Origin of the sequence: Chryseobacterium sp. SORGH_AS_0447 (genome assembly GCF_030818695.1) — a bacterium.
Lineage (GTDB): Bacteria > Bacteroidota > Bacteroidia > Flavobacteriales > Weeksellaceae > Chryseobacterium.
Genome location: NZ_JAUTAR010000001.1, coordinates 2,274,821 through 2,295,185 on the forward strand (window position 1 = coordinate 2,274,821; position 20,365 = coordinate 2,295,185).

The 20,365-nt window shown below is 42.2% G+C and carries 14 protein-coding genes; 7 read left to right on the plus strand and 7 right to left on the minus strand.

Annotated features, from left to right (window positions below):
- Positions 1-13: 13 nt before the first annotated feature.
- Positions 14-1,195, minus strand: coding sequence for a hypothetical protein (locus QE422_RS10550; RefSeq protein ID WP_307457790.1), 1,182 nt, complete (start codon positions 1,193-1,195; stop codon positions 14-16).
- 203 nt (positions 1,196-1,398) lie between these two features.
- Here QE422_RS10550 and QE422_RS10555 point away from each other — a divergent pair, with 203 nt between their 5' ends.
- Positions 1,399-3,180 carry a hypothetical protein gene (locus QE422_RS10555; protein ID WP_307457792.1) on the plus strand — a complete coding sequence of 594 codons (1,782 nt, stop codon included), beginning with the start codon at positions 1,399-1,401 and terminating at the stop codon, positions 3,178-3,180.
- Positions 3,181-3,504: 324 nt separating this feature from the next.
- On the opposite strand, the gene QE422_RS10560 is transcribed toward QE422_RS10555, so the two are convergent.
- Together QE422_RS10560 and QE422_RS10565 are read right to left on the minus strand one after the other, a co-directional pair.
- The gene (locus tag QE422_RS10560) at positions 3,505-5,673 is read right to left on the minus strand and encodes an ATP-binding protein (protein ID WP_307457795.1); all 2,169 of its coding nucleotides are present in this window, start codon (positions 5,671-5,673) and stop codon (positions 3,505-3,507) included.
- A 153-nt stretch (positions 5,674-5,826) separates the two neighbouring features.
- Positions 5,827-6,519 (minus strand): DUF421 domain-containing protein, encoded by a 693-nt coding sequence (locus tag QE422_RS10565; protein ID WP_307457798.1) that lies wholly within the window; start codon positions 6,517-6,519, stop codon positions 5,827-5,829.
- 422 nt (positions 6,520-6,941) lie between these two features.
- On the opposite strand from QE422_RS10565, the gene QE422_RS10570 reads away from it, so the two are divergent.
- Complete coding sequence (locus tag QE422_RS10570) at positions 6,942-8,705, plus strand: Ig-like domain-containing protein (protein ID WP_307457800.1); 1,764 nt, start codon at positions 6,942-6,944, stop codon at positions 8,703-8,705.
- A gap of 19 nt (positions 8,706-8,724) precedes the next feature.
- A complete protein-coding gene (locus QE422_RS10575; RefSeq protein WP_307457803.1) occupies positions 8,725-9,282 on the plus strand; it encodes a hypothetical protein in 558 nt (185 codons plus the stop codon).
- Between the two features lie 77 nt (positions 9,283-9,359).
- Here the strand turns inward: QE422_RS10575 and QE422_RS10580 are convergent, their stop codons facing one another.
- Together QE422_RS10580 and QE422_RS10585 are read right to left on the minus strand one after the other, a co-directional pair.
- A complete protein-coding gene (locus QE422_RS10580) occupies positions 9,360-9,731 on the minus strand; it encodes a response regulator transcription factor (protein ID WP_307457807.1) in 372 nt (123 codons plus the stop codon).
- A gap of 122 nt (positions 9,732-9,853) precedes the next feature.
- Positions 9,854-10,804 (minus strand): LacI family DNA-binding transcriptional regulator, encoded by a 951-nt coding sequence (locus QE422_RS10585; RefSeq protein WP_307457811.1) that lies wholly within the window; start codon positions 10,802-10,804, stop codon positions 9,854-9,856.
- Between the two features lie 242 nt (positions 10,805-11,046).
- Here QE422_RS10585 and QE422_RS10590 point away from each other — a divergent pair, with 242 nt between their 5' ends.
- The 4 genes from QE422_RS10590 (at position 11,047) to QE422_RS10605 (ending at position 16,857) form a co-directional block, all read left to right on the plus strand.
- The gene (locus QE422_RS10590) at positions 11,047-13,470 is read left to right on the plus strand and encodes a TonB-dependent siderophore receptor (RefSeq protein WP_307457813.1); all 2,424 of its coding nucleotides are present in this window, start codon (positions 11,047-11,049) and stop codon (positions 13,468-13,470) included.
- A 59-nt stretch (positions 13,471-13,529) separates the two neighbouring features.
- Positions 13,530-14,651, plus strand: a complete 1,122-nt coding sequence (locus QE422_RS10595) for a glycoside hydrolase 100 family protein (RefSeq protein WP_307457815.1) — start codon at positions 13,530-13,532, stop codon at positions 14,649-14,651.
- Between the two features lie 146 nt (positions 14,652-14,797).
- Positions 14,798-15,448, plus strand: coding sequence for a uridine kinase (locus tag QE422_RS10600; RefSeq protein WP_307457818.1), 651 nt, complete (start codon positions 14,798-14,800; stop codon positions 15,446-15,448).
- Positions 15,445-16,857 (plus strand): MFS transporter, encoded by a 1,413-nt coding sequence (locus QE422_RS10605; protein WP_307457820.1) that lies wholly within the window; start codon positions 15,445-15,447, stop codon positions 16,855-16,857. The genes QE422_RS10600 and QE422_RS10605 overlap by 4 nt, the downstream gene beginning before the upstream one ends.
- Positions 16,858-17,200: 343 nt before the next feature.
- On the opposite strand, the gene QE422_RS10610 is transcribed toward QE422_RS10605, so the two are convergent.
- Both QE422_RS10610 and QE422_RS10615 read right to left on the minus strand, forming a co-directional pair.
- Entirely contained in the window at positions 17,201-18,928 is a 1,728-nt protein-coding gene (locus tag QE422_RS10610; protein ID WP_307457823.1) for an FAD/NAD(P)-binding protein, read from the minus strand.
- 266 nt (positions 18,929-19,194) lie between these two features.
- Complete coding sequence (locus QE422_RS10615) at positions 19,195-20,340, minus strand: serine hydrolase (RefSeq protein WP_307457825.1); 1,146 nt, start codon at positions 20,338-20,340, stop codon at positions 19,195-19,197.
- Between the last annotated feature and the right edge of the window lie 25 nt (positions 20,341-20,365).

Genomic DNA, 20,365 nt, shown 5'->3' on the forward strand with positions numbered 1-20,365 from the left:
GTATATTTTGATTTTACGAATTTCGGCCTCTTCCGTTGCTTCTGCTTCCGAATCCGCCTCTCTTTGAAGATGTGAATCTTCCGTTTTCATCCCGCTGCTGATTTCCGTTACCTCCGGAATTTCTGCCTGATCCTCCTGATCTTGAAGATGAATTGCCGGAGCTTCTTCCGTTGCTGCTTCCTTTCGGTCTTCCCGGATTGTCGTGTCTTCTGTCGTAATTGTCGTTGTTTGAGTTTGAAGAACGTCTTGATGAAGATCCGTTTGAGCTTCTTCCGTCTCCGTTTCTGCTACCTCTTGGTCTGCCCGGATTGTCGTGTCTTCTGTCGTAATTGTCGTTGTTTGAGTTTGAAGAACGTCTGGATGAAGATCCGTTTGAGCTTCTTCCGTCTCCGTTTCTGCTACCTCTTGGTCTTCCCGGGTTGTCGTGTCTTCTGTCGTAATTGTCGTTGTTTGAGTTTGAAGAACGTCTTGATGAAGATCCGTTTGAGCTGCTTCCGTCACCGTTTCTGCTTCCTCTCGGTCTTCCCGGATTATCGTGTCTTCTGTCGTAATTATCGTTGCTTGAATTTGAAGAACGTCTTGATGAAGAGCTATTAGAGCTTCTTCCGTCACCGTTTCTGCTTCCTCTTGGTCTTCCCGGATTATCGTGTCTTCTGTCGTAATTGTCGTTGTTTGAATTTGAAGAACGTCTGGATGAAGATCCGTTTGAGCTTCTTCCGTCACCGTTTCTGCTACCTCTCGGTCTTCCCGGATTGTCGTGTCTTCTGTCGTAATTGTCGTTACCTGAATTAGAAGAACGTCTTGATGAAGATCCGTTTGAGCTTCTTCCGTCACCGTTTCTGCTTCCTCTCGGTCTTCCCGGATTATCGTGTCTGTGATCATAATCATCATCGTCTTCTTCATCTTCATCGTAATCATCATCGTCATAATCTTCGTCGTTATAATCCTCGTCATCGTAGTCATCATCATCGTCATAATTGTTGCGGTATCCGCCGGAATAGGAATCGTCATCTTCCTCATCATAATCATCTTCCTCGTCGTACTGATCGTCGTAGTCATAACGGTCATCGTCATCGTACTGATCGTCTTCACGGTTGTATGAACCGCCCCTTAAATTGTTGTAATTTGAGCTTCTGCCTGAAGCATTGTTGGAAGAATTGGACCTTCCAGAACTTGAATTTCTTCTAGTTGACATATATTAATATTTTATTGGTGTGCGGAAGAATATTCAACAATTAAGCCGCAACTCTGAAAAAAATAAAATGTGGTATCTTTTGTATTCGGATCTATTCTGTTTGATTTTGAAAAATACTTCTTGATTTTCTTCTCATGTACGGCTATTGGCTTGTTAATTGATATGGGAAATATATTTCAATACTGCATTTGGTGAAAAAAATTGTGTTATTTCTTTTATTGATCTGTTTTTCCTTTTCTCATGCACAGGAAAAGAGAGATTCTTTATATTACAGGATCGAAAAGTTTTCAGATAAAAGGAAATTTACCCGATTTCTTCACCGCTTTATATTCCGAAGAGAACCAGACTCGGCTTCCGTGGAAACCAGAACGGAAAAGCAGACCCAGCAGACCTATGATGGAAAATATATAAGGCATATCCATATCGAAACTATAGATCCTTTTGGGTATGGTTCCGGAGATAAAAAAGAAAAATCCCGATGGTACGACTGGTTTACCAATCATCTTCATTCCAATACAAGGATTTCAACGGTTAACAATTACCTGCTATTCAAAGAAGGGGAGGAGTACAATGCACAGAAACTTTATGAATCCGAACGTCTACTGAGAACCATGCCGTTTATTAACAGGGTGAACATCAGTGTTTCCGACAGTACTTCCGGAAAGGATTCGATAGACGTCGTTGTAAAAGTGCTGGATTCCTGGAGTCTTAAGCCCAGGGCGAGCTACTCCGGCAGCAAAATCGGCCTCGGGGTTACGGAAGAAAATTTTTTGGGACTGGGTCATGACCTGGATTTTCTGTACCGGAATGATTCTAAAGAAAAGCAGGATTATTTTCTGGGAAGTTACACCGCTTACAACCTTTGGGGATCTTATATCAATGCACAGATTTTGGGTGAACGGGATTTCTATAAGAACGAAAGAATCAACCTCAATGTAAAACGGGATTTTTTCTCACCCCTTACCAAATGGGCCGGGGGGTTCAGCTTCGAATATTTTATGCGGAACGTCCTTCTGCCTTTGGATGATGATACCGTTTTCCCGGAAGTACAGATCAAAGTGTACAGCCAAGACCTTTGGGGCGGTTATCAGATCCCTGTTTCATCGGATCCGGAGACCAAAATTTCAAGCAATATCGCCCTGATCGGAAGATTTCAGAATTACCAGTATAAAGACAGCCCCGCAATCGATCAGTACCAATATTTCAGTTCATACAGCAGTTTTTTGGCATCGGCAGGACTGATCCAGCGGAAGTTTTCTATTGAAAAGAATATTTTCCAGTACGACCTTCCGGAGGATATTGCTTATGGTTATTCCTTCAACCTGACATCGGGATTTCTGTCCAGAAGCAACAAAATGATTCCGTATGCCGGAGTTTCCGCTTCTTACGGCGATTTTACGAAGTTGGGATATTTTACCGTCAAAGCCCAGTTTGGGAGGTTCTTCAGCGAAGACCGCCAGAACCGCGAATCTTTCCGGTTGGATGGTACGTATTTTACCAATCTTACCGACTGGAAATTTGCCAGAGCCCGGCATTTCTTTTCTCCTACACTGGCCTTGGGGAACCCACAGCACAATTATTCGTACAAAGACCGGATCAATCTGTCTTCCGGAGATGAATTCCCTGTCTATAACGGAGATTATATCGGAACAAAAAAACTGGTATTGAGGTATCAGCTTCAGCTTTTCATCAATAAAGCCTGGAAGAATTTCCACTTCAGTCCTTATATTACAGCCGCCGCCGGATGGCTTGCCATGCCGGATGAACAACTGTTGAAGACCCGTACCAATACAAAAATCGGGGTAGGTGTGCTGATTAATAACCCGTTTCTCGTCTTCAACAGAATTCAGGTTTCCTTTACCTATTATCCAAGAGTTCCTTTTGATGACAACCAGGTTTTTGATTTTAACAGCAACCGCAATAATGTATTGCCATTAAATGGGTTCGGTACGGAAATCCCTCATTTTGTCAATTTTGGAAATTAGAGCACGTTAACTTTTAATTAGAAATAAAAGTTTGTATGAGTCAAAAAACGTTAAGACAATAGAACTGGATATTTGATTCCGGAAAGGTAGAGGCATTTAATGACTTACTTTTATTCCTTTAAAAATTTAATGATCCGGCAACAAGAATCAATAGCAGGAGCTTGGTATACATTAATAGAAATAAGCTTTAGCTCATTCGCCATCTCAATACATTGCAATCAGCTTTAGGAAAATCTAGATAGTTTTCAACGAAAATTTGTTCAATTAAAGCGTTACATCAGTTTTTAGCTGAATACTATTTAATTTAAAAACTCAATTTTAAAGTTAAATAGGCAAAGTAAACCAGAATTCGGATCCCTGGCCTTCCTCGCTTTCCACACCTACTTTCCCGCCGTGTTCCTTGATGATATCACCGCTGATAAACAGTCCCAAGCCGAGACCGGTAAATCGCTGTCCCTGGTAATTGGTGCGGTAATACCTTTTAAAAAGATGTTCCAGTTTTTCTTTCGGGATTCCCGGCCCCTGATCCTTTACACTTATTTTAATTTCGTGATCGCTGACCTTTTTGGCTGTAATGATGATCTGTCTGGATTCCGGAGCATATTTAATGGCGTTGGTAATAAAATTAATCATCACCTGTCCGATCTGCTGGTTGTCGGCCACTACCAGTTCGGAAATATCTCCCTGGAAAATAATCTCCTGGGAAGTAATCTGTGAAAAGTTCGAGCAGCAGTCGTCAAAAAGTTCCGAAACGGTAAACGGACGTTTGTCAAGCTTCAGCTGTCCCTGTTCGATCCTGCTGGTATCCAGAAGGCTGTTGATCAATCCGGATAATTTATCAAGACTTTTAATAGACTGGTCCAGGAGCTTCGCACGTGATTCCGGCGGCAGCCTGTCGTGTGATCGCTGCAGCAGCTGCAAAGAAGCTTTCAGAGCCGTAACCGGTGTTTTCAGCTCATGGCTTGCAATACTGATAAAGTCTTCTTTACCCTGCGTAATCATTCTTCTGGAGGTGACATCCATAAAAGTGCCGATTCCACCGGTAAGGTTTCCTTCAGCATCAAAGAGGGGAGCTGCGTTGATGGAGATGTACATAATTTCCCTGCCCGGAGCCTGAACGCCGATTTCATGATCATATACCGGCCTCTGTGTAGCCATCATGATCGACATCGGATGTTCTGCCGAAGGTAATGGTGTGCCGTCCAGCCTCAGATTCTGCCATTGGGGATCATCATAGGTTCTTTCCTTGATTTTGCTTTCGGAAAGGCCGAGAATATGCTGTGCCATCGGGTTGGCATACACAAGCTGCCCGGTAGCATCAATAACGCCGACTCCTTCGGCCATGGTTTCAAGGATTCCCTGAAGGCGTTGTTCGCTTTTCAATAAAGTCTCTTCAAGGAAACTTTTTTCCATGATAATCGATTCACGTTCCTGTATTGTCAAAACCTGAGGAGTAACTTCCACCGCCATATCGATAATCCCTGTTACCTTTCCGTCTTCGATAAAAGGAGTATAATTAAAAGTAAAATAGCCCTGTTCCAATTGTCCGCTACGCTTTAAAATGACCGGATTGGAGTGGTCGGAATTCGGTTTTCCTGACCGGAAGGTTTCGATCAGCATTTCTGCGGCCGGCTGCCCTTTTAGCTCAGGAAGTACATCGAAAAGGGATTTCCCGATCACGGAATGGTCTTTTTCGATAAGTTCCAGCATGGCATCGTTGATCATATTGATCACAAAACGATCCCCTTTCAGCAGCATGATCGCTACCGGTGCCTGATCGATCAGGTTGCTGAAGCTGATGTCGCTTTCCGATAATTTATTATTTAACTTGGTAATGGTATCGTTCAGGTCTTTCAGTTCCTGATTTTTGGAGGTAAGATTTTTGTTGAGGTCGCCCAGATTGGTAATATCATCCTGAAACCTTTTGTTCCCCGACAACAGTTCGTTGTTTTCTTGACGGATCTGTTGGTTCAGATCCTGTATTATTTTATTTGAATCTCCAAGTTTTTCGTTGTTTAGGCGCAGTTCCTCATTGGAAGCTTTAAGCTCTTCTTTTATTTCCTGTTCGTATCTTTCCTTTTCAAGAACAATTTCCCTTGCTTCAATAAGTTCCGTTACATCCTTTGCCGTATGAAGAATACAGTAGATTGTTCCAGTATTATCCATTATCGGTTTAAAAGCAAAATCAAAATAAGAGGTTTTCAGCTCTCCTTGGATTTCCAGTGTTGCAGACATTTCTTTCGCCTGATACATTTCACCTGTTTCCCACACCTGCTTAAGGAGGTCTATGAAAAGCTGACCTTCAAGCTCAGGCAGCGCATCCTGTAAATTTTTTCCGGTAACTGAAAGATCTTTTCCCCACATAGCAAGCATGGCATCATTGGCGAATTGGACGGTAAGTTCAGGTCCGGTATAAATGGCGGTAGCATCCCCGGACTGTTGAAGGATTTCTAAAAGCGGTCCAATGCCTAGAGCAGAAAAAAAATGAGTCATTAAGTGAAAGGTGTTTATATGATTCAAATCAATACTACAAATTTACGATTTTTATGTTAAATCCCATCTAATCATAACCATATTTAGGTCATAAAAATTGAAGATTATAAGGAAGGATGAGTACTTAAAATTAAATAAATCCCAATCTGAATCTTAAGTAATTCTAACCGGATTGATGGCAGTTACCCATTCGTTTCTTTTGCACGACGGGCAGTGTGCCGGGCCTCTTTCCAGTTTTTCCGTAGTGCCGCAATAGGTGCAGGCATACATCCCGGGGGTAGGAATCTGTACCGATTTCTGATCATATTTTTTAGGCTGTACGGGCAACCCGTATTTTACTTCTTCATCAGGATAATAATAAAAGCTGATGTTGCCGTTGGTTTCCAGAATGGCTGTTTTGATTTGGCCCAAATGTTCTATGCTTTCCTGTCTCATCTCTGCGAAAAATTCATCCTTTGCAAAAGTGTGGCTCTGATTATCCAGTAAAACAAATCGGCCTTCTTCAATTACATAGAGCGGCTCTCCTTCAATTACTTTTTCAAACTGTTCGCTTTTGCTGGCCCAGAAAGTAATTAAACGGTATAGAATAATGATTGCCGCAAAAACGATTAATGAAACAAAAATTGCGGCATCTTTTGTAAACATCGGATCACCGGCGGCGGAACCCATGGCGATGATAATCGCTACCTCAAAAATTGACAGCTGCCGTACACCCTTTTTCCCCGTAAGACGCAATACCAAAAGTACCATGCTGAACATCAGCAGGGTTCTGATGATAATTTCCGCAGCAAAACCGAAACTGAGGTCACCGATAAAAATTTTTCTAAAATCCAGTTGTATAGACATCCAATTCATACGGCTGATCATGCAAAACATCAGCCATTGCCTCCCTGGCAGCCTTGCAGAGCGTAGAATAATCGCTATTAATCCTCCCGGATTTTCACATGATTTGCTCCGTAATTGTAATTTCTAGCTATATTTTTTACAACAATTAGAATTGTAGTTAAGCTAAAAGTGGAGTAATGATATCATCCATAATAGTAAAGTGCTTCTCCAAAAGTACTGATTGTCAGTTAAAAATTTTAACTACAGATTCTTATAATCATTAGTTTTTTCGCATTTTTTAGGAAAAAGATAAACAAAAGGTACCACAAAAATAAAATAATGTAATATGCTTAAACGTAAAACTGATTAAAATTCATATATTTGCACCCTTGTAAAACTGTAAAGTGACACTTAAAAAACTAATACTTTTAGGGCTATTCTCTATGTCCCTATCTCTCGATGCCCAACAGGCAGTTTCCAGAATTTATTCAGATTTCGGTGGTTTTTGGGACAGTTCCAGTACCATACAACCCGATAACAGCCACAACCTCCTTGCTTTCCGATGGGATGCAGACGGAAGCGGAACGCTTCACGCGCCTATTACGTATAGTACCGGGGTGAATGATGCTGCGCTCACTACGGGCGGAGTGACATTCCAGGCCGGAACTTTCATCTCGCTTCCGATCTACAATATTCCTACGCCGGGGGGCAGCACTTTTATCGGAGTTGGAAAAATGTACGGAGGAAACGGCAACGTTTCACCGGTGCCCGTAAACAACAATATGGTGGAGTATCTTTCAGACGGAGTAAACGGGCTCGGGCTGGGCTCTGCGATTTTCAATATTCCCCAGGGTTCAAGCATCAGCCTGAATACGATGGGTATTGTGGCCGCCTCGATAGGGGATGGTGTGCCGGATCTTATTTTTACCCAGATGGGGAATCCGTCCTCTGCCAATGATACCTATCATTTTGAAGATGTCAACGGAAATATTGTAGGAACTACTTATTCGGTTGCTTTCAGCAATGTTCCGAGCATCGGAAGGGCATGCTGGAAATTCTATAATGCCAATGTGAATCCGCCTGCGTATAATGCCGGGACTTCTTCCGGTTGTGAAAGGGATATCAGGGTACTGGCTGCAGACTGGTCGGAATTCGGTATTACCTCCGCAAATTATCAGCAGGCCGTAAAGCTTATCCAGTCCTTTTCAGGGACATCGGATCTTGCTTTTATCGGAGCTTATAATAAGGAATCAATTACTTTCGCAGCCAGTATTACGGGAAGCGTGTTTAATGATAACAATGCCGGAACTCCGGATGGAAACGGCATCGGAGCAGTTGCGCTTAAGCTTTTCAGCAATAATACCGAAATCAGAAACACGGTAACCAATGCGTCGGGATTTTATTTTTTTGATAATATCAATACCAATACCAACCAGGGACCATACCGGGTAGATGTAGTGAGCCCATCAGGGTTTCAGGTAGTGGGGAACAGCGCAGGAACTACTTCTGCCAGCCTTTCCGTTACTTTAAGCAACAGTACGTCCACCGGTAACAATTTCGGAATCAATCAGCCGCCGGTAGCAGGCAACGATCACTTGTCCGTAGAAAAAAACAATGCTAAAACCTTTTTGCTTACCGGGAACGATTCGGATCCCAATTCCGGAACACTTGTTCCGGCTTCCATTAATTTATTACCGCCTTCGGGTGCAGGTAATCTGGTTTACAGCAACGGTTTGGTCAAAGGATTCAGTGTAAATGGTCAGGGAACATGGCAGGTGGATAACAGCGGACTGCTTACTTTCACCCCGGTTACCAATTTCTTTAATTCTACGGCTCCTTTCGGCTATACGATTAAAGATGCGGCCAACTTAACGAGCAATCAGGCAACCGTTACCACAGCGGTCGATTACTGTACAAAACCTGGGTTAACCGGAACTCCCGATACATATGCGGATTTAGGAATATCTACTCATGCATTACGATACAAAAACTGGCCGGTAGGTCCTGGCATCAGCAACGGTGGTGTTCCGAACGGTGCTTTGGCATTGGAATCATCAGATAAGGGCTTTGTCATTACCAGGGTAGCGGATACTTCCGTTATTACAGCTCCGGTAAAAGGAATGGTAGTGTACGACCGCAGTGCACAGTGTATAAAACTCTACAACGGATCGGCTTGGAACTGTATAAAACGAAGCTGTAATGACTAAAACCTTTATTAAATCAATCATGAGAAAATATATTATCCTGTTTTTGGGAATCGGAAATCTTATAAGCGCTCAGGTTTCGATTGGGAAACAGTCGCTTACGGGAAGCAGCTCTGTGCTGGAATTTTCCGGAATGACACAGACGACCGCTCCGGATGATGCAGAAACAGCAAACAGCAAAGGGCTTATTGTTCCTGCCGTAGCAGTTTCTCCCGTTTTTACTGCAGTTAATCCTTCCACCAATCACCCGCAGAACGGAACCTTTTTATTTGATATTCAGACCCAGAAGGTCAGAATGTTTGAGAACGGAAACTGGTCGGATATGACGGATACCGGAAGTTCTTCATCTGTAATTCCTGTAACGGGAACTGAAGCAAGCAATGGTGTCATTATCGGTTCATCATCAAGCAGTGCCAAAGGAGCTTTGGTGTTGGAATCTACTAATAAGGCGATGATTCTTCCGCATATTAAGAATCCGCATTCAACCGTTAAAAGCCCGTATCCCGGAATGATGTGCTTCGATACCGTCAGCAAATCCATTGCGGTGTTCGACGGAAGCAAGTGGAGCTACTGGAAATAATTACCTCTGAACTTTCACCATAAAAAATGACCTCCGGACTTTTTAGTCCGGAGGTCAATATATTAATAAGCGACGGATCAGCTTTTCTGAAGATTGCCAATCAGGTTTTCAATTTTAACGATTACGTCATCAATGTCAAAAGGTTTTGATACGAATACATCTGCTTCACAGGAATTAATGACATGGGCTTCCTTGGCGTGCGCACTGATGATCATAACAGGAGTATTTGATGTCAGGGGATCTGCTTTCAGCTCATTGCACAGATCAGTTCCCAAGCCGTCAGGCAATCTTACATCCAGGATGAATATATCCGGAACTACGGATTTATCTCTTTTATTGAACGCTTCCGCAGTGGAAAAAGAACGCACATCATAGTTTTCAAATGACAGGAGCAACTGCAATGCATCTCTGATGCCTGTCTCATCTTCAACGATAAAAATTGTTTTCATAATACTGTTGGCTGGCAAAAACAAAGCCAATCTTCACGTAATGAAACAAATTTTTCATCACTTGTTTTAAATTTAGCTTTCAGAATATGAAATCAGCCTTATCCGGAGATCATAAGAAGAAACTATTTTTCAGCCATAACGGTATTTCTGTTTTTTATCAGGTTCAGAAGTTTCATTGCTGCCATTGTTCCCATACTGAAGCCGTCGTTAATGACGCATTCATACGATTCGTCCAGATATTTGGGAAGGATCCCTTCGGTAATCGCCACGACTTTTACAGCGGAAGTCTGTACTTTCTTTTTGATAAGGGAGCTGTGAAGTCCGGCGAGTGTTTCGTCGCTCATGGCAAAATAGCCGTCGAAGGTTTCGTAATCCAGAATGATGTTTAATTTTTCCTTTACATTATCAGCCGATTCACAATAAATAACTTTATATTCAATTTCCGGATGTATACTTATCTTTTGCAGGAAAAAATCCCGTCTTGCCTGGGTAATTTCAAGATTTTCGTCTCCGAAAATGGCAAGGATCTTTTTACAGCCGCTATCAATCAGCTTTTCAGCCGCCGCTTCCGCATACATTTTATTGTCAAAAATAATCTCTTCAAAAAAGCTTTGCGGAATTGTCTTATCGAAAATAACGGCGGGAACTTCAATTTCCTTTATTTTCTGAAGGTGCGAAAGGTCTTTGGTATGCCTGGTAAGTGAAATCAGGATCCCGTCGACCCTTGAGTTGATGCAGGTAATGATATTTTCTTCCTCCATGCTGAGGGATTCCTCTGACGAAAGCACAAAGAAATGATATCCTTCCCGGTGAAGAACGGAAGATATTCCTTTAATAATTGAAGGAATAAAAAACATCGACATTTCCGGAATAATCAGGCCGATAACTTTAGAAGACTTTTTCCGGAAATTGATAGCAAAATCGTTGGGAACATAATTAAAAGTAGCCGCTGTTTCCTTTACCCGCACCTTTACGGCATGGCTGATATCAGGGTGATCTTTAAGGGCTCGGGATACCGTGGAAACGCTGATATTAAGCATTTCAGCAATATCTTTTATAGTGACTCTTTTCATTTTTGGGTTAATGGAGGCTATTTTTGGGTTAATTTAGTGATATTTAGAGGCTAAAATTAAGTTAAAAATTGTTAATATTTTAAAAATAAAAGTTAACAAAAAGTTAAAATAAAAATAAGTTATCCACCGCAAACGTTTGCGCAAACGGTTGAAATTAATACTAATTTAACACAACCGATAAACCGTATTTTGCATTGGGTAAAAAAAATACTTTTAGACCATAATTAAAAACTCCTAAAAATATGGAATCAAAAATTTTTACCAGACTGCTGATTTTCGGTGCGATGAATACCGCCGCATTTATGTTCTCCCAGAGTACGGAAAATGATACAATTACTAGAGGCAAAGCCATCGACGAGGTGGTGGTTACCGGAAATGCAAATCCGAAAGCCTCCATCAAAACCAGTACTTCGATCTCTACTTTGAAGATGAAAGACATAGAAAATGCAGCACCGAGAACGACCGCAGAGATCTTCCGTACCATTCCGGGAATCCGTTCCGAATCTTCGGGAGGTGAAGGAAACTCGAACATTACCGTAAGAGGGGTTCCGGTTTCTGCAGGAGGTTCAAGATATTTGCTGATCCAGGAAGACGGGCTACCGGTAATGCAGTTTGGGGATATTGCTTTCGGTACCCAGGATCAGTTTACTAGATTTGATTCCTTTGTTTCCAGAGTAGAAGCCTTAAGAGGAGGTTCTGCATCCGTTTTTGCCAGCAATTCTCCGGCGGGGATTATTAATTTCATTACCAAAACAGGGGAGAAGGAAGGCGGAAGCATCACTCAGCAGATGGGCCTTAATTATAAGAATTACAGAACGGATTTCGATTACGGAACCCGGATCGCAGAAGGAACTTATGCAGCAGTGGGCGGATTCTACCGCATTGGTGACGGACCGAGAAAAACCGGATTCAATTCCAACAACGGAGGACAGTTCAGGCTTTCCTTACTTAAAAAATTCGATCGCGGAAGCTTCAGGGTGTATGCTAAATTTCTGGATGACCGAACCGCTGCTTACATGCCGATGCCAGTAAGCGTTACCGGATCAGATTCGGATCCGAAATGGTCTTCTTTACCAAGCTATAACATCCTTACTGGTGCTTTGCAGACGATCAATCTTCAGCATGACCGTACATTAGGAAACGACGGAAATATCTCTAACAGCGATATTGCAGACGGAATGCATTCCATTTCAAAAACCATCGGTGCCGAATTTAATTATGATTTAGGAGAAGGATGGAAGTTTGACGAAAAGATCCGCTATTCGGCCAATAACGGACAGTTCATTGCTCCTTTTCCTGCCAGTGTAAGCAAAGGAAGTGATTTCTTTACTGCAGGAAACTTTACCAATTTCGGAAGTGCTGTATACGCAGGAACCAATACGCCGGTGGACATGAATGCCTATTATATGAAATTGGCCCTGTTTAATGTAAAGCTTAACAATTTCAATAATTTTGTGAATGATTTCAGCATCAGCAAAAAATGGGATGGGGTAAAGTTCAACGCAGGATTGTACAAATCTACCCAGAACATTAACATGTCATGGGAGTGGAACAATTACATTCAGGAAGTAAGCGATAATAATGCAAGACTGGTAGATGTGAAAAATACATCAGGTACATTGATTACCGATCACGGTCTGCTGAACTACGGAATGAAAGACTGGGGCAACCTGAAAAGGGATTACAATACAAAATATGATATTACCGCTCCACACGCTCAGGTGGAAATCAACGCTACCGATAAACTGACGATTGATGCAGGCGCAAGATACGACATCGGAAAAGTAACAGGCTATTTCTCCGGCGCTAATGTAACTTACACGAGCCGTGATATGAACGGAAACGGAGTGATCGATATTCCTGAACAGATGGTGGGTTCAAACGATAACATCATCGTTCCTGTAAACTACCGCTATGGAATCTTCGGATATTCCGTAGGAGCGAACTATGCGCTGAACAATAAGAACGCCGTTTTTGCAAGAGTGAGCCAGGGAGGAAGCGCCTCGGCGGACCGGATTTTATTTTCCGGATACAACTATACCAATAACGATGATCCGGCACTGGATGCGGTAAAAGTAAATAAAGTAAACCAGGTGGAAGCGGGATACAAACTGAGAGGTGCAGGTTACTTCCTGAATACCACACTCTTCTATGCCGGGACAAAAGAAGCCAATTACGAAGCAACCACCCAGAGAAAAACGGAAAATAAATACCAGTCGCTGGGAGTGGAGCTTGACGGATATTACAGAATCAGCAAAAGTTTTGACGTAAAAGCAGGGCTTACTTATACCCATGCCGAAATCAAAAATGCGCTTGATCCTACCATTATCGGGAACATGCCGAGAAGAACACCGAAGTTTATGTATTCTGTAAATCCTAATTTCAATATGGATAAACTGAACATCGGATTCTATCTGATCGGTGCGACAAAAGCATACACCCAGGATTCCAACAAGCTGATGATGCCGGGCTACGCGATCGTAAACCCTTATGTTTCTTACCAGGTGATGAAAAATCTTTCCGTAAGCGTAAATGCGAACAATGTCTTTAATACCATCGCAGTTACGGAAGCAGAAGAGGGTTCTATCGTTGGCGGAAACGGTATCGTACGGGCCAGAACTCTTCCCGGAAGCACATACAGCGCAAGCGTAAAATTTGACTTTTAATAATTTACACCCGTGGAATGAGCCGTAAGGTTCATTCCACATTTTTCAAAAACAGCATTATGTTTAAACAAGAAGCCATTGAAGTTATCAGAAAAGCCATTACCGAAGAAGGTATTCTGGCCTCTGCACAGCAGCGGGACAATTATGCGAGGGTATGGGCAAGAGATTCCATGATGACGGGATACGCAGGAATTCTGATCAACGACGGCGAAATTCTTGCCGGACTGGAAAAATCGATCCTTACTCTGGCCAAGCATCAGGCAGAAAACGGACAGATCCCTTCCAATGTGGTAAATGGCAAAGCAAGTTACGGAACGCACGTTGGCAGGACCGATGCAACGACCTGGTGGATCGTTACCACCTGCGAATACCTGAAGCAGCCAGGAAAAGAAGTTCTTAAAAGCCAGCTTCAGCAGCCGGTTTACCAGGCGCTTTCCTGCCTGAAAACCTGGGAATACAACCAGCGGGGACTCGTATACAGCCCATTGGGCGGAAACTGGGCAGACGAGTACGTAACGTCCGGATATACTTTATACGATAATGTCCTGCGCTACTGGGCACTGAAAAATGCCGCAGAAATTTATAATGATGAAAAACTAAAGGCAGAGGCCGTAAACACACAACAACTGATACAGGAAAACTTTTATAAAACGGATTCTAATTCCGGAAAATACCATGAAACTGCATATGCCAAAACGCAGGCAAAGCCTTATTTCTGGGCTTCCCTGAATGCCAATGGCTACGACGACCGGTTCGACCTGGCCGGAAATGCCCTGGCTATCCTCTTGGATTTTGACCTGGATTTTAATGCTTTTTCAGATTTTCTGGAATCGGTGCATCAGGAATTCAACCACTGGATGCTGCCTGTTTTTTATCCGGTTATTTACCCGGGGGATGACGACTGGCGGCTACTGGAAAACAACTACAGCTACAGTTTCAAGAACGAACCACATCATTTCCATAACGGAGGATCGTGGCCGATCTTTCTGGGCTGGCTCTGTCTCGGGCTTAAAAGAAAAGGGTTTCATGAGATTCCCGGAAAAATCCTGGCTCAATACGAAGCACTGATGCAGGAGAAAGGAGAGCATTTCAGGGAATATTATTCTACAGATAAATTACTGCCGTTAGGAACGGATCAGCTGTGCTTTTCAGCATCAGGATATCTTTTGATGACAAACTAAAATTAAATGAAAGTTGCAAAAGCTTTAGATCTGCTTCATCAAGTTGATGAGCATGGTCGGAGCAATTTCGAACTTGAAAACAGGCAGTAGTAAAAAAATCTTTGCGCTTTTTGTGTTAAACCTAACCACCAATAAAAAATGACAAAATGATAGGTGATATTATAGAATTGGAAGAAAGACATCTGGCACCTGCCAGAGAAATCATAGCTAAATTAAAAGAAAGTTTTTCATTTGGAAGTAAACCCAAAATAGCCATAGGCATTGCAGGGGAAAGCGGAAGCGGAAAATCGGTGACGGCATTTGCCCTGCAGAAAGTCTTGGAAGAGGAACAAGTAAAAAGCGTCATTATACAAATGGACGACTATTTTAAACTTCCTCCGAGAACCAACCACGAAAACCGGCTGAAGTCTCTTGAGAATGTCGGGATTCATGAAGTGGATCTGGAAAAGCTTGCCCAGAATATGAGTGCTTTCAAAAACGAAGCGGCTGAAATTGAAAAGCCATTGGTCAGTTATAACGAAAATACCATCGGAACGGAAAAATTCGATGCGTCGGAATATGATGTCGTGATTGTGGAAGGAACCTATATTTTAGAATTGAACGGATTTGATTTTAAAATCTTTATCGACCGAAATTACAAAGACACTTACGAAAACCGGATGAAAAGGAACCGTGACGAGCAAAGTGATTTTGTAGAAAAAGTATTGGAAATCGAACATCAGATTATCCGGAATTTCAAAAATAATGCGGATCTTATCCTCGGAAAAAACTATGAACTTGTAAACCCGACTTTATGAATGCAAAAAGAATCATTCCCCGCCTGAGCTTCTGGCAAATCTGGAATATGAATGTCGGATTTTTCGGTATTCAGTACAGCTTTGGGCTGCAGCAGACCGCGGTTAATCCCATTTATTCTTTTCTGGGAGCCCACGCCGAACAGTTGCCGATCCTCAACCTGGCCGGCCCGATTACCGGCCTGCTTATCCAGCCTTTGATTGGTGCCATCAGCGATAAAACATGGAGCCCAAAATGGGGGCGCCGGAAACCGTTCTTTTTGCTGGGAGCCCTTTTCTGCAGCATTGCGCTGTTTCTGTTTCCGTTCAGTTCCTCGATCTGGATGGCTGCAGGGCTGTTGTGGATTCTGGATGCCGCCAACAATACCGCAATGGAGCCTTACCGTGCCTTTATCGGAGACAAGCTTCCGGAAGAGCAGCAGACTTTCGGTTTCCAGATGCAGAGTTTATTTGTGGGTGCGGGAATTACTTTGGCCAACCTTTCGCTGTTTGCTTTTCAGAAATATTTCGGAGGCAATGCAGCAAACGGAGGTATTCCGGTTTGGGTGTATTATTCGTTTTTCCTGGGGTCTTTCTGTTCGATCGCTTCCGTTGCATGGTCGGTGTATAAAACTCCCGAGATTCCGCCGACGGAAGAAGAGCTTACCGCATTAAAAAAAGCAAAAGAAGAAAGTACCTTCATTACCCCTTTTGTAGAAATTGCAGTTGCCATCAAAGAAATGCCCAAAATTTTATGGCAGCTGGCCCTGGTATATCTCTTTCAGTGGTATGCGCTTTTTGTTTACTGGCAATTTATTACCCCAATGCTGAAGTGGTCGTTATATGGTATTTCGGAAGCAGATGAAATAAAGGCAAACGGTTTAGTGGAAAGTGCCAAAAAGGGAATTTCTGTAGCGGCTTCCGATATCACCTGGGCCAAGCATGTGCTTCATCAGGTGGAAGTAGCGGTAGGACAAACCGGACTGATGAACGGTTCGTATAATATTGTGACGATGGTTTCGGCTTTGCTCCTGGTTCCTTTTGCCAATAAGTTCACTTCAAAAAACACCTATATTTTCTGCCTGATCCTTACCGGTTTCGGTTTGATGACCCTGCCGTTTATTAAAAATGAATACCTGATTCTCCTTCCGATGGTCGCATTGGGCATCGGCTGGGCTTCAATGATGGGATTGCCATATTCTATGGTTTCCCCATCGATCCACCACAGCAAAAGAGGAATTTATATGGGAGTGATTAATATGATGATCGTTATCCCGATGCTGATCCAGACATTGTCTTTCGGATATATTTTCAATAATTTCCTGGGCAGTAATCCTTCTTCAGCGATTATAATGGCAGGTATATTATTTGTCATCGCCGGAGCTTGTGTTTTTGTCATGCGGCCTCATCTGATAAAAGAAAAATTTGTTTAAATACTTTTTGATGATTTCAGTCATAATTCTTAAAAAAGAATAACATTTATATTTATTGCTGAAATTTTATAAATTGTATTTCGAGTGTATTAAAAGGAACGACGAATTGTTGTTCCTTTATTTTTTTGATCAGAACGCAGACTTCATTTAAATGCTGAATTATATTTAAAGCAGATAGTAAATTTAAATAAATAAAAAGACAGACAAAGACATATCAATTTAGAAAACCATGACTGATGCTTTATAGTAAAATAGAGCAATTGCTTTATCTTACTTTAAGTATAACCGTCTGATTAAATTAATAAACTTTTTGTCTGTCTTTATGTTGAATTCAATAGTTTAATTACGAGACTAGCTGATCCGCATCAGAAGTCTGCTTGATCGCCAATGCCACTCGTTTTCCGGCAGTATCACAGAAATCGAGCCCGGAATAATCCGGATTCAGTCCGGCAATATACGGAACGGTCATAATATAAAGATTTTCCGTAGCCTCACCGTAATAATCCAGCGCCTGGAAATGATCATTGATGTTTAATCCGTCTACCCGAAGGTAAAAATAGTCGGGTTCTATTTTCAGGATATGGCTGTTGTCTTCTTCAAAAGCTTCCGCTCCTTTATTTTTATCTTTAAATTTAAGATAACCCGAACTGATGCTTCCTGCATTCCGAAGTCCTTCAAAAGGAATATCATTGAACTGCACGGGTTGCTGACCGATAGCATCGATGTACAGCTTATAATGTTCCGATTTTTCATTTCCTGCTTCATCCTTGTAATGATAAAGGGCTCCTTCATCAGCATCCGGCTCTACATAGCTTTCATCATCTACACTGATCAGATTGATAATTCCCGCATTATACAACGCGATGATTTCCCGGTACGAAGACTGCGGAAGGGAAGCAATGATTACCGAAATCAGCGGTAAAAGGGTTTTGCGCATCCTCATCATATCTTCCGCCGAAAAATGCTTGGCCGGATAGTTTATGGCATAACTGAAAGCAGCAAGCATCTCTTTCCATGCAATGGTCTGATGTCTTTCAATGGATTTCTGGGCTTCATTGTATTCTGCTTTAAAAAGCTCAAAACTGTCAAGCTCGTCACGGATGCTCAGCATTTTATCAACAAACTGCTCAATGCTGAGATCCTTAATATCATCGTAAAATTTACCGTTCTTTTTCTGCAGGGGCTTTTTGAAATTTCTCTCAAAAATATAATCCAGGTCTACAAATCCGCCGTTTTTCTGCTTGTATTCATAGATTTCTTCCTGCGACATAATCCATCCTTCCGAATATGGACTTCCTTCGGAATGGAACCTCAATGCCGGTAAATAACCTCTCTTGGAAAATAAAGTCATTGAAAAATTTTTGCTTTCTTCATGCAGGGTGTATGTATATCCGTTATCCTTTTTAGTAAAAATACCGTTCAGGTGAGCTAATGTTTTTACCGCATCAACGGCAGTTAGTGAAGTTCCACGAATAGCCACCGCGTGATTGGTATGTCCGGTAAACTTGGAAGGAGGATAAGGAGAATCGTACCATCCCTTTATTTTCTCCTCATGCTTTTTCGGCCAGTGGTGACCGGTACACAGAATGGAGGTGGAACAGATAATTTCCTCTCCTTTATCGGTTGTGATATGGAAAAGTTCGTCGTCTTTTTTCAAGATATCGGTAACTGCCGTTTCTTTGTACACTTTTACTTCAATTCCCAGCTTTCTTGCCTGGTTTAAGAGAAGCTTAAACTGTTCTTCCATATAATTTCCAAGCAGCAGTCTAGGAATCACCTGGTATTCGTTAAGATTTCTGTAATCACTGAAATCAGGATCCTGAAGGTAGGGTTTCCGCTTAATATAATCAGTAAAAGTTTCAGGTAGGTGAGGAAGCTCATTCGCAGAAACATTGGCTACATGCTCATGGCAGGCACCTCTCTCACTGTAAGGCATTCCTGCGCCCAGCCGGTCGCTTTTTTCGAAGATGAATAATTTTTCGGGTAATACCTGTTCGGAGATCAGATGCTTGACGGCGAACAGAGCGGCAGGTCCGCCTCCGATAATTGCGATGCGGTCGTTTTTTTTCATGATACTGATATTTTGCGGTTATTTCAGATCAATTGAGAGCGATTTTGTAAGAACAGACAGCAGTATGTTTTATCGTTAATACTGTTGTTTATATCTTTATTAGGTAATCTTAATGAATATGATTACAAATTTTTTACATCACCTTTTTATGATCTCCCTCATAATTTGCAATAAGTATGCCTGTGACCGAATGTGTGGTACCTAAAGTTTTCACGCGTATTCGGTATGTAACCGGTTATAACCGGTAAATTTATGGCTGTTAACAGTTATACAGCTGCCGGCTGTTTGATTTTGCAGAGTTCGTCAATAAGCAGTTTTACCTGGACCGGTCGTTTTTTATTGTCCACGTCGAGCCTGTTGTAAAATCCTGTCTTCACGATTACCATCTGATGTTGCGGAATCATAATGATGAACTGGCCCAGGAAGCCGTAGAAAAAACGGCATTTTATTTCGTTTTCATCGTCTGCCCAGACGGTAAAACAGAAAGCATCGTTTTCATTGGTAGGAGTAAGCATTCTCTTGCAGTAATCTTCACTGATCAGCTGCTTATCTTCCCAGCGGCCATTCTGCATAATCAGCTGTCCGATCTTTGCAAAGTCCCTTGTTGTCGCATGGATGCAACAAAAGGCTTTTTCCATTCCTTTTTCATCGGTGCTCCATTTAGCGGGAAATTCCATCCCCAAGGGCTTCCATATTTTTTCGGAAAGGTACGTTGCAAGATCCTGATCGATTGCTTTTCTCAGGGCGAGCCCGAGAAGCTGGGCTGCAACGCTCTGGTATTCGTATCTCGTGCCGGGCATTTCGATAAAATCAATATCAAAAGCCTGTTCGGCAAGGTCTTCGACGAAATACTGCTTGGAATTTTCAGCGAAAGGGTGGCGGTATTCCTCCACCCAGTCGAGTCCGGCCTGCATGGTCATTAAGTGTCGGAATGTCAGATGTTTTCCGTAAAAATTTTCAGCATATTTCGGAAAGATTGTTGAAATAAGCTGGTCTTCAGATTTCAGGTAACCATCATCAATGGCACATCCTACAAGGACCGACAAAATTCCTTTTGCCATGGAAAAGGAGTTCATCAGAGAAGTGGAATCGTGGTCTTTCCAGTATTCCTCGTGTAAAAGCTTTCCCTGCCGAACAATTAACAGGGATGAGGTTCTCGTTTTTTTTAATTCCTTTAAAAGATTTGCCGAAAGGGTATTGCTGTTGTAAAGCGGATGTTTTTTCCAGGGTTTTGCCTGAAGATTAGGCACCGGACGGGAAGGGAATTTCTCTTCATCGTCTACCGATGGTGTGATGGGCCCTTTTTTCAAATTTAGAGCGGCAGCCTTGAAAATGTAGCCGTATCCCGAAAGATAAATAGCTGCTGCTATTACCGAAGTGCCTGCTGCCAGTACCGTTACGATTTTTTTCATAAATAAACCTTGTAATTAATGACCG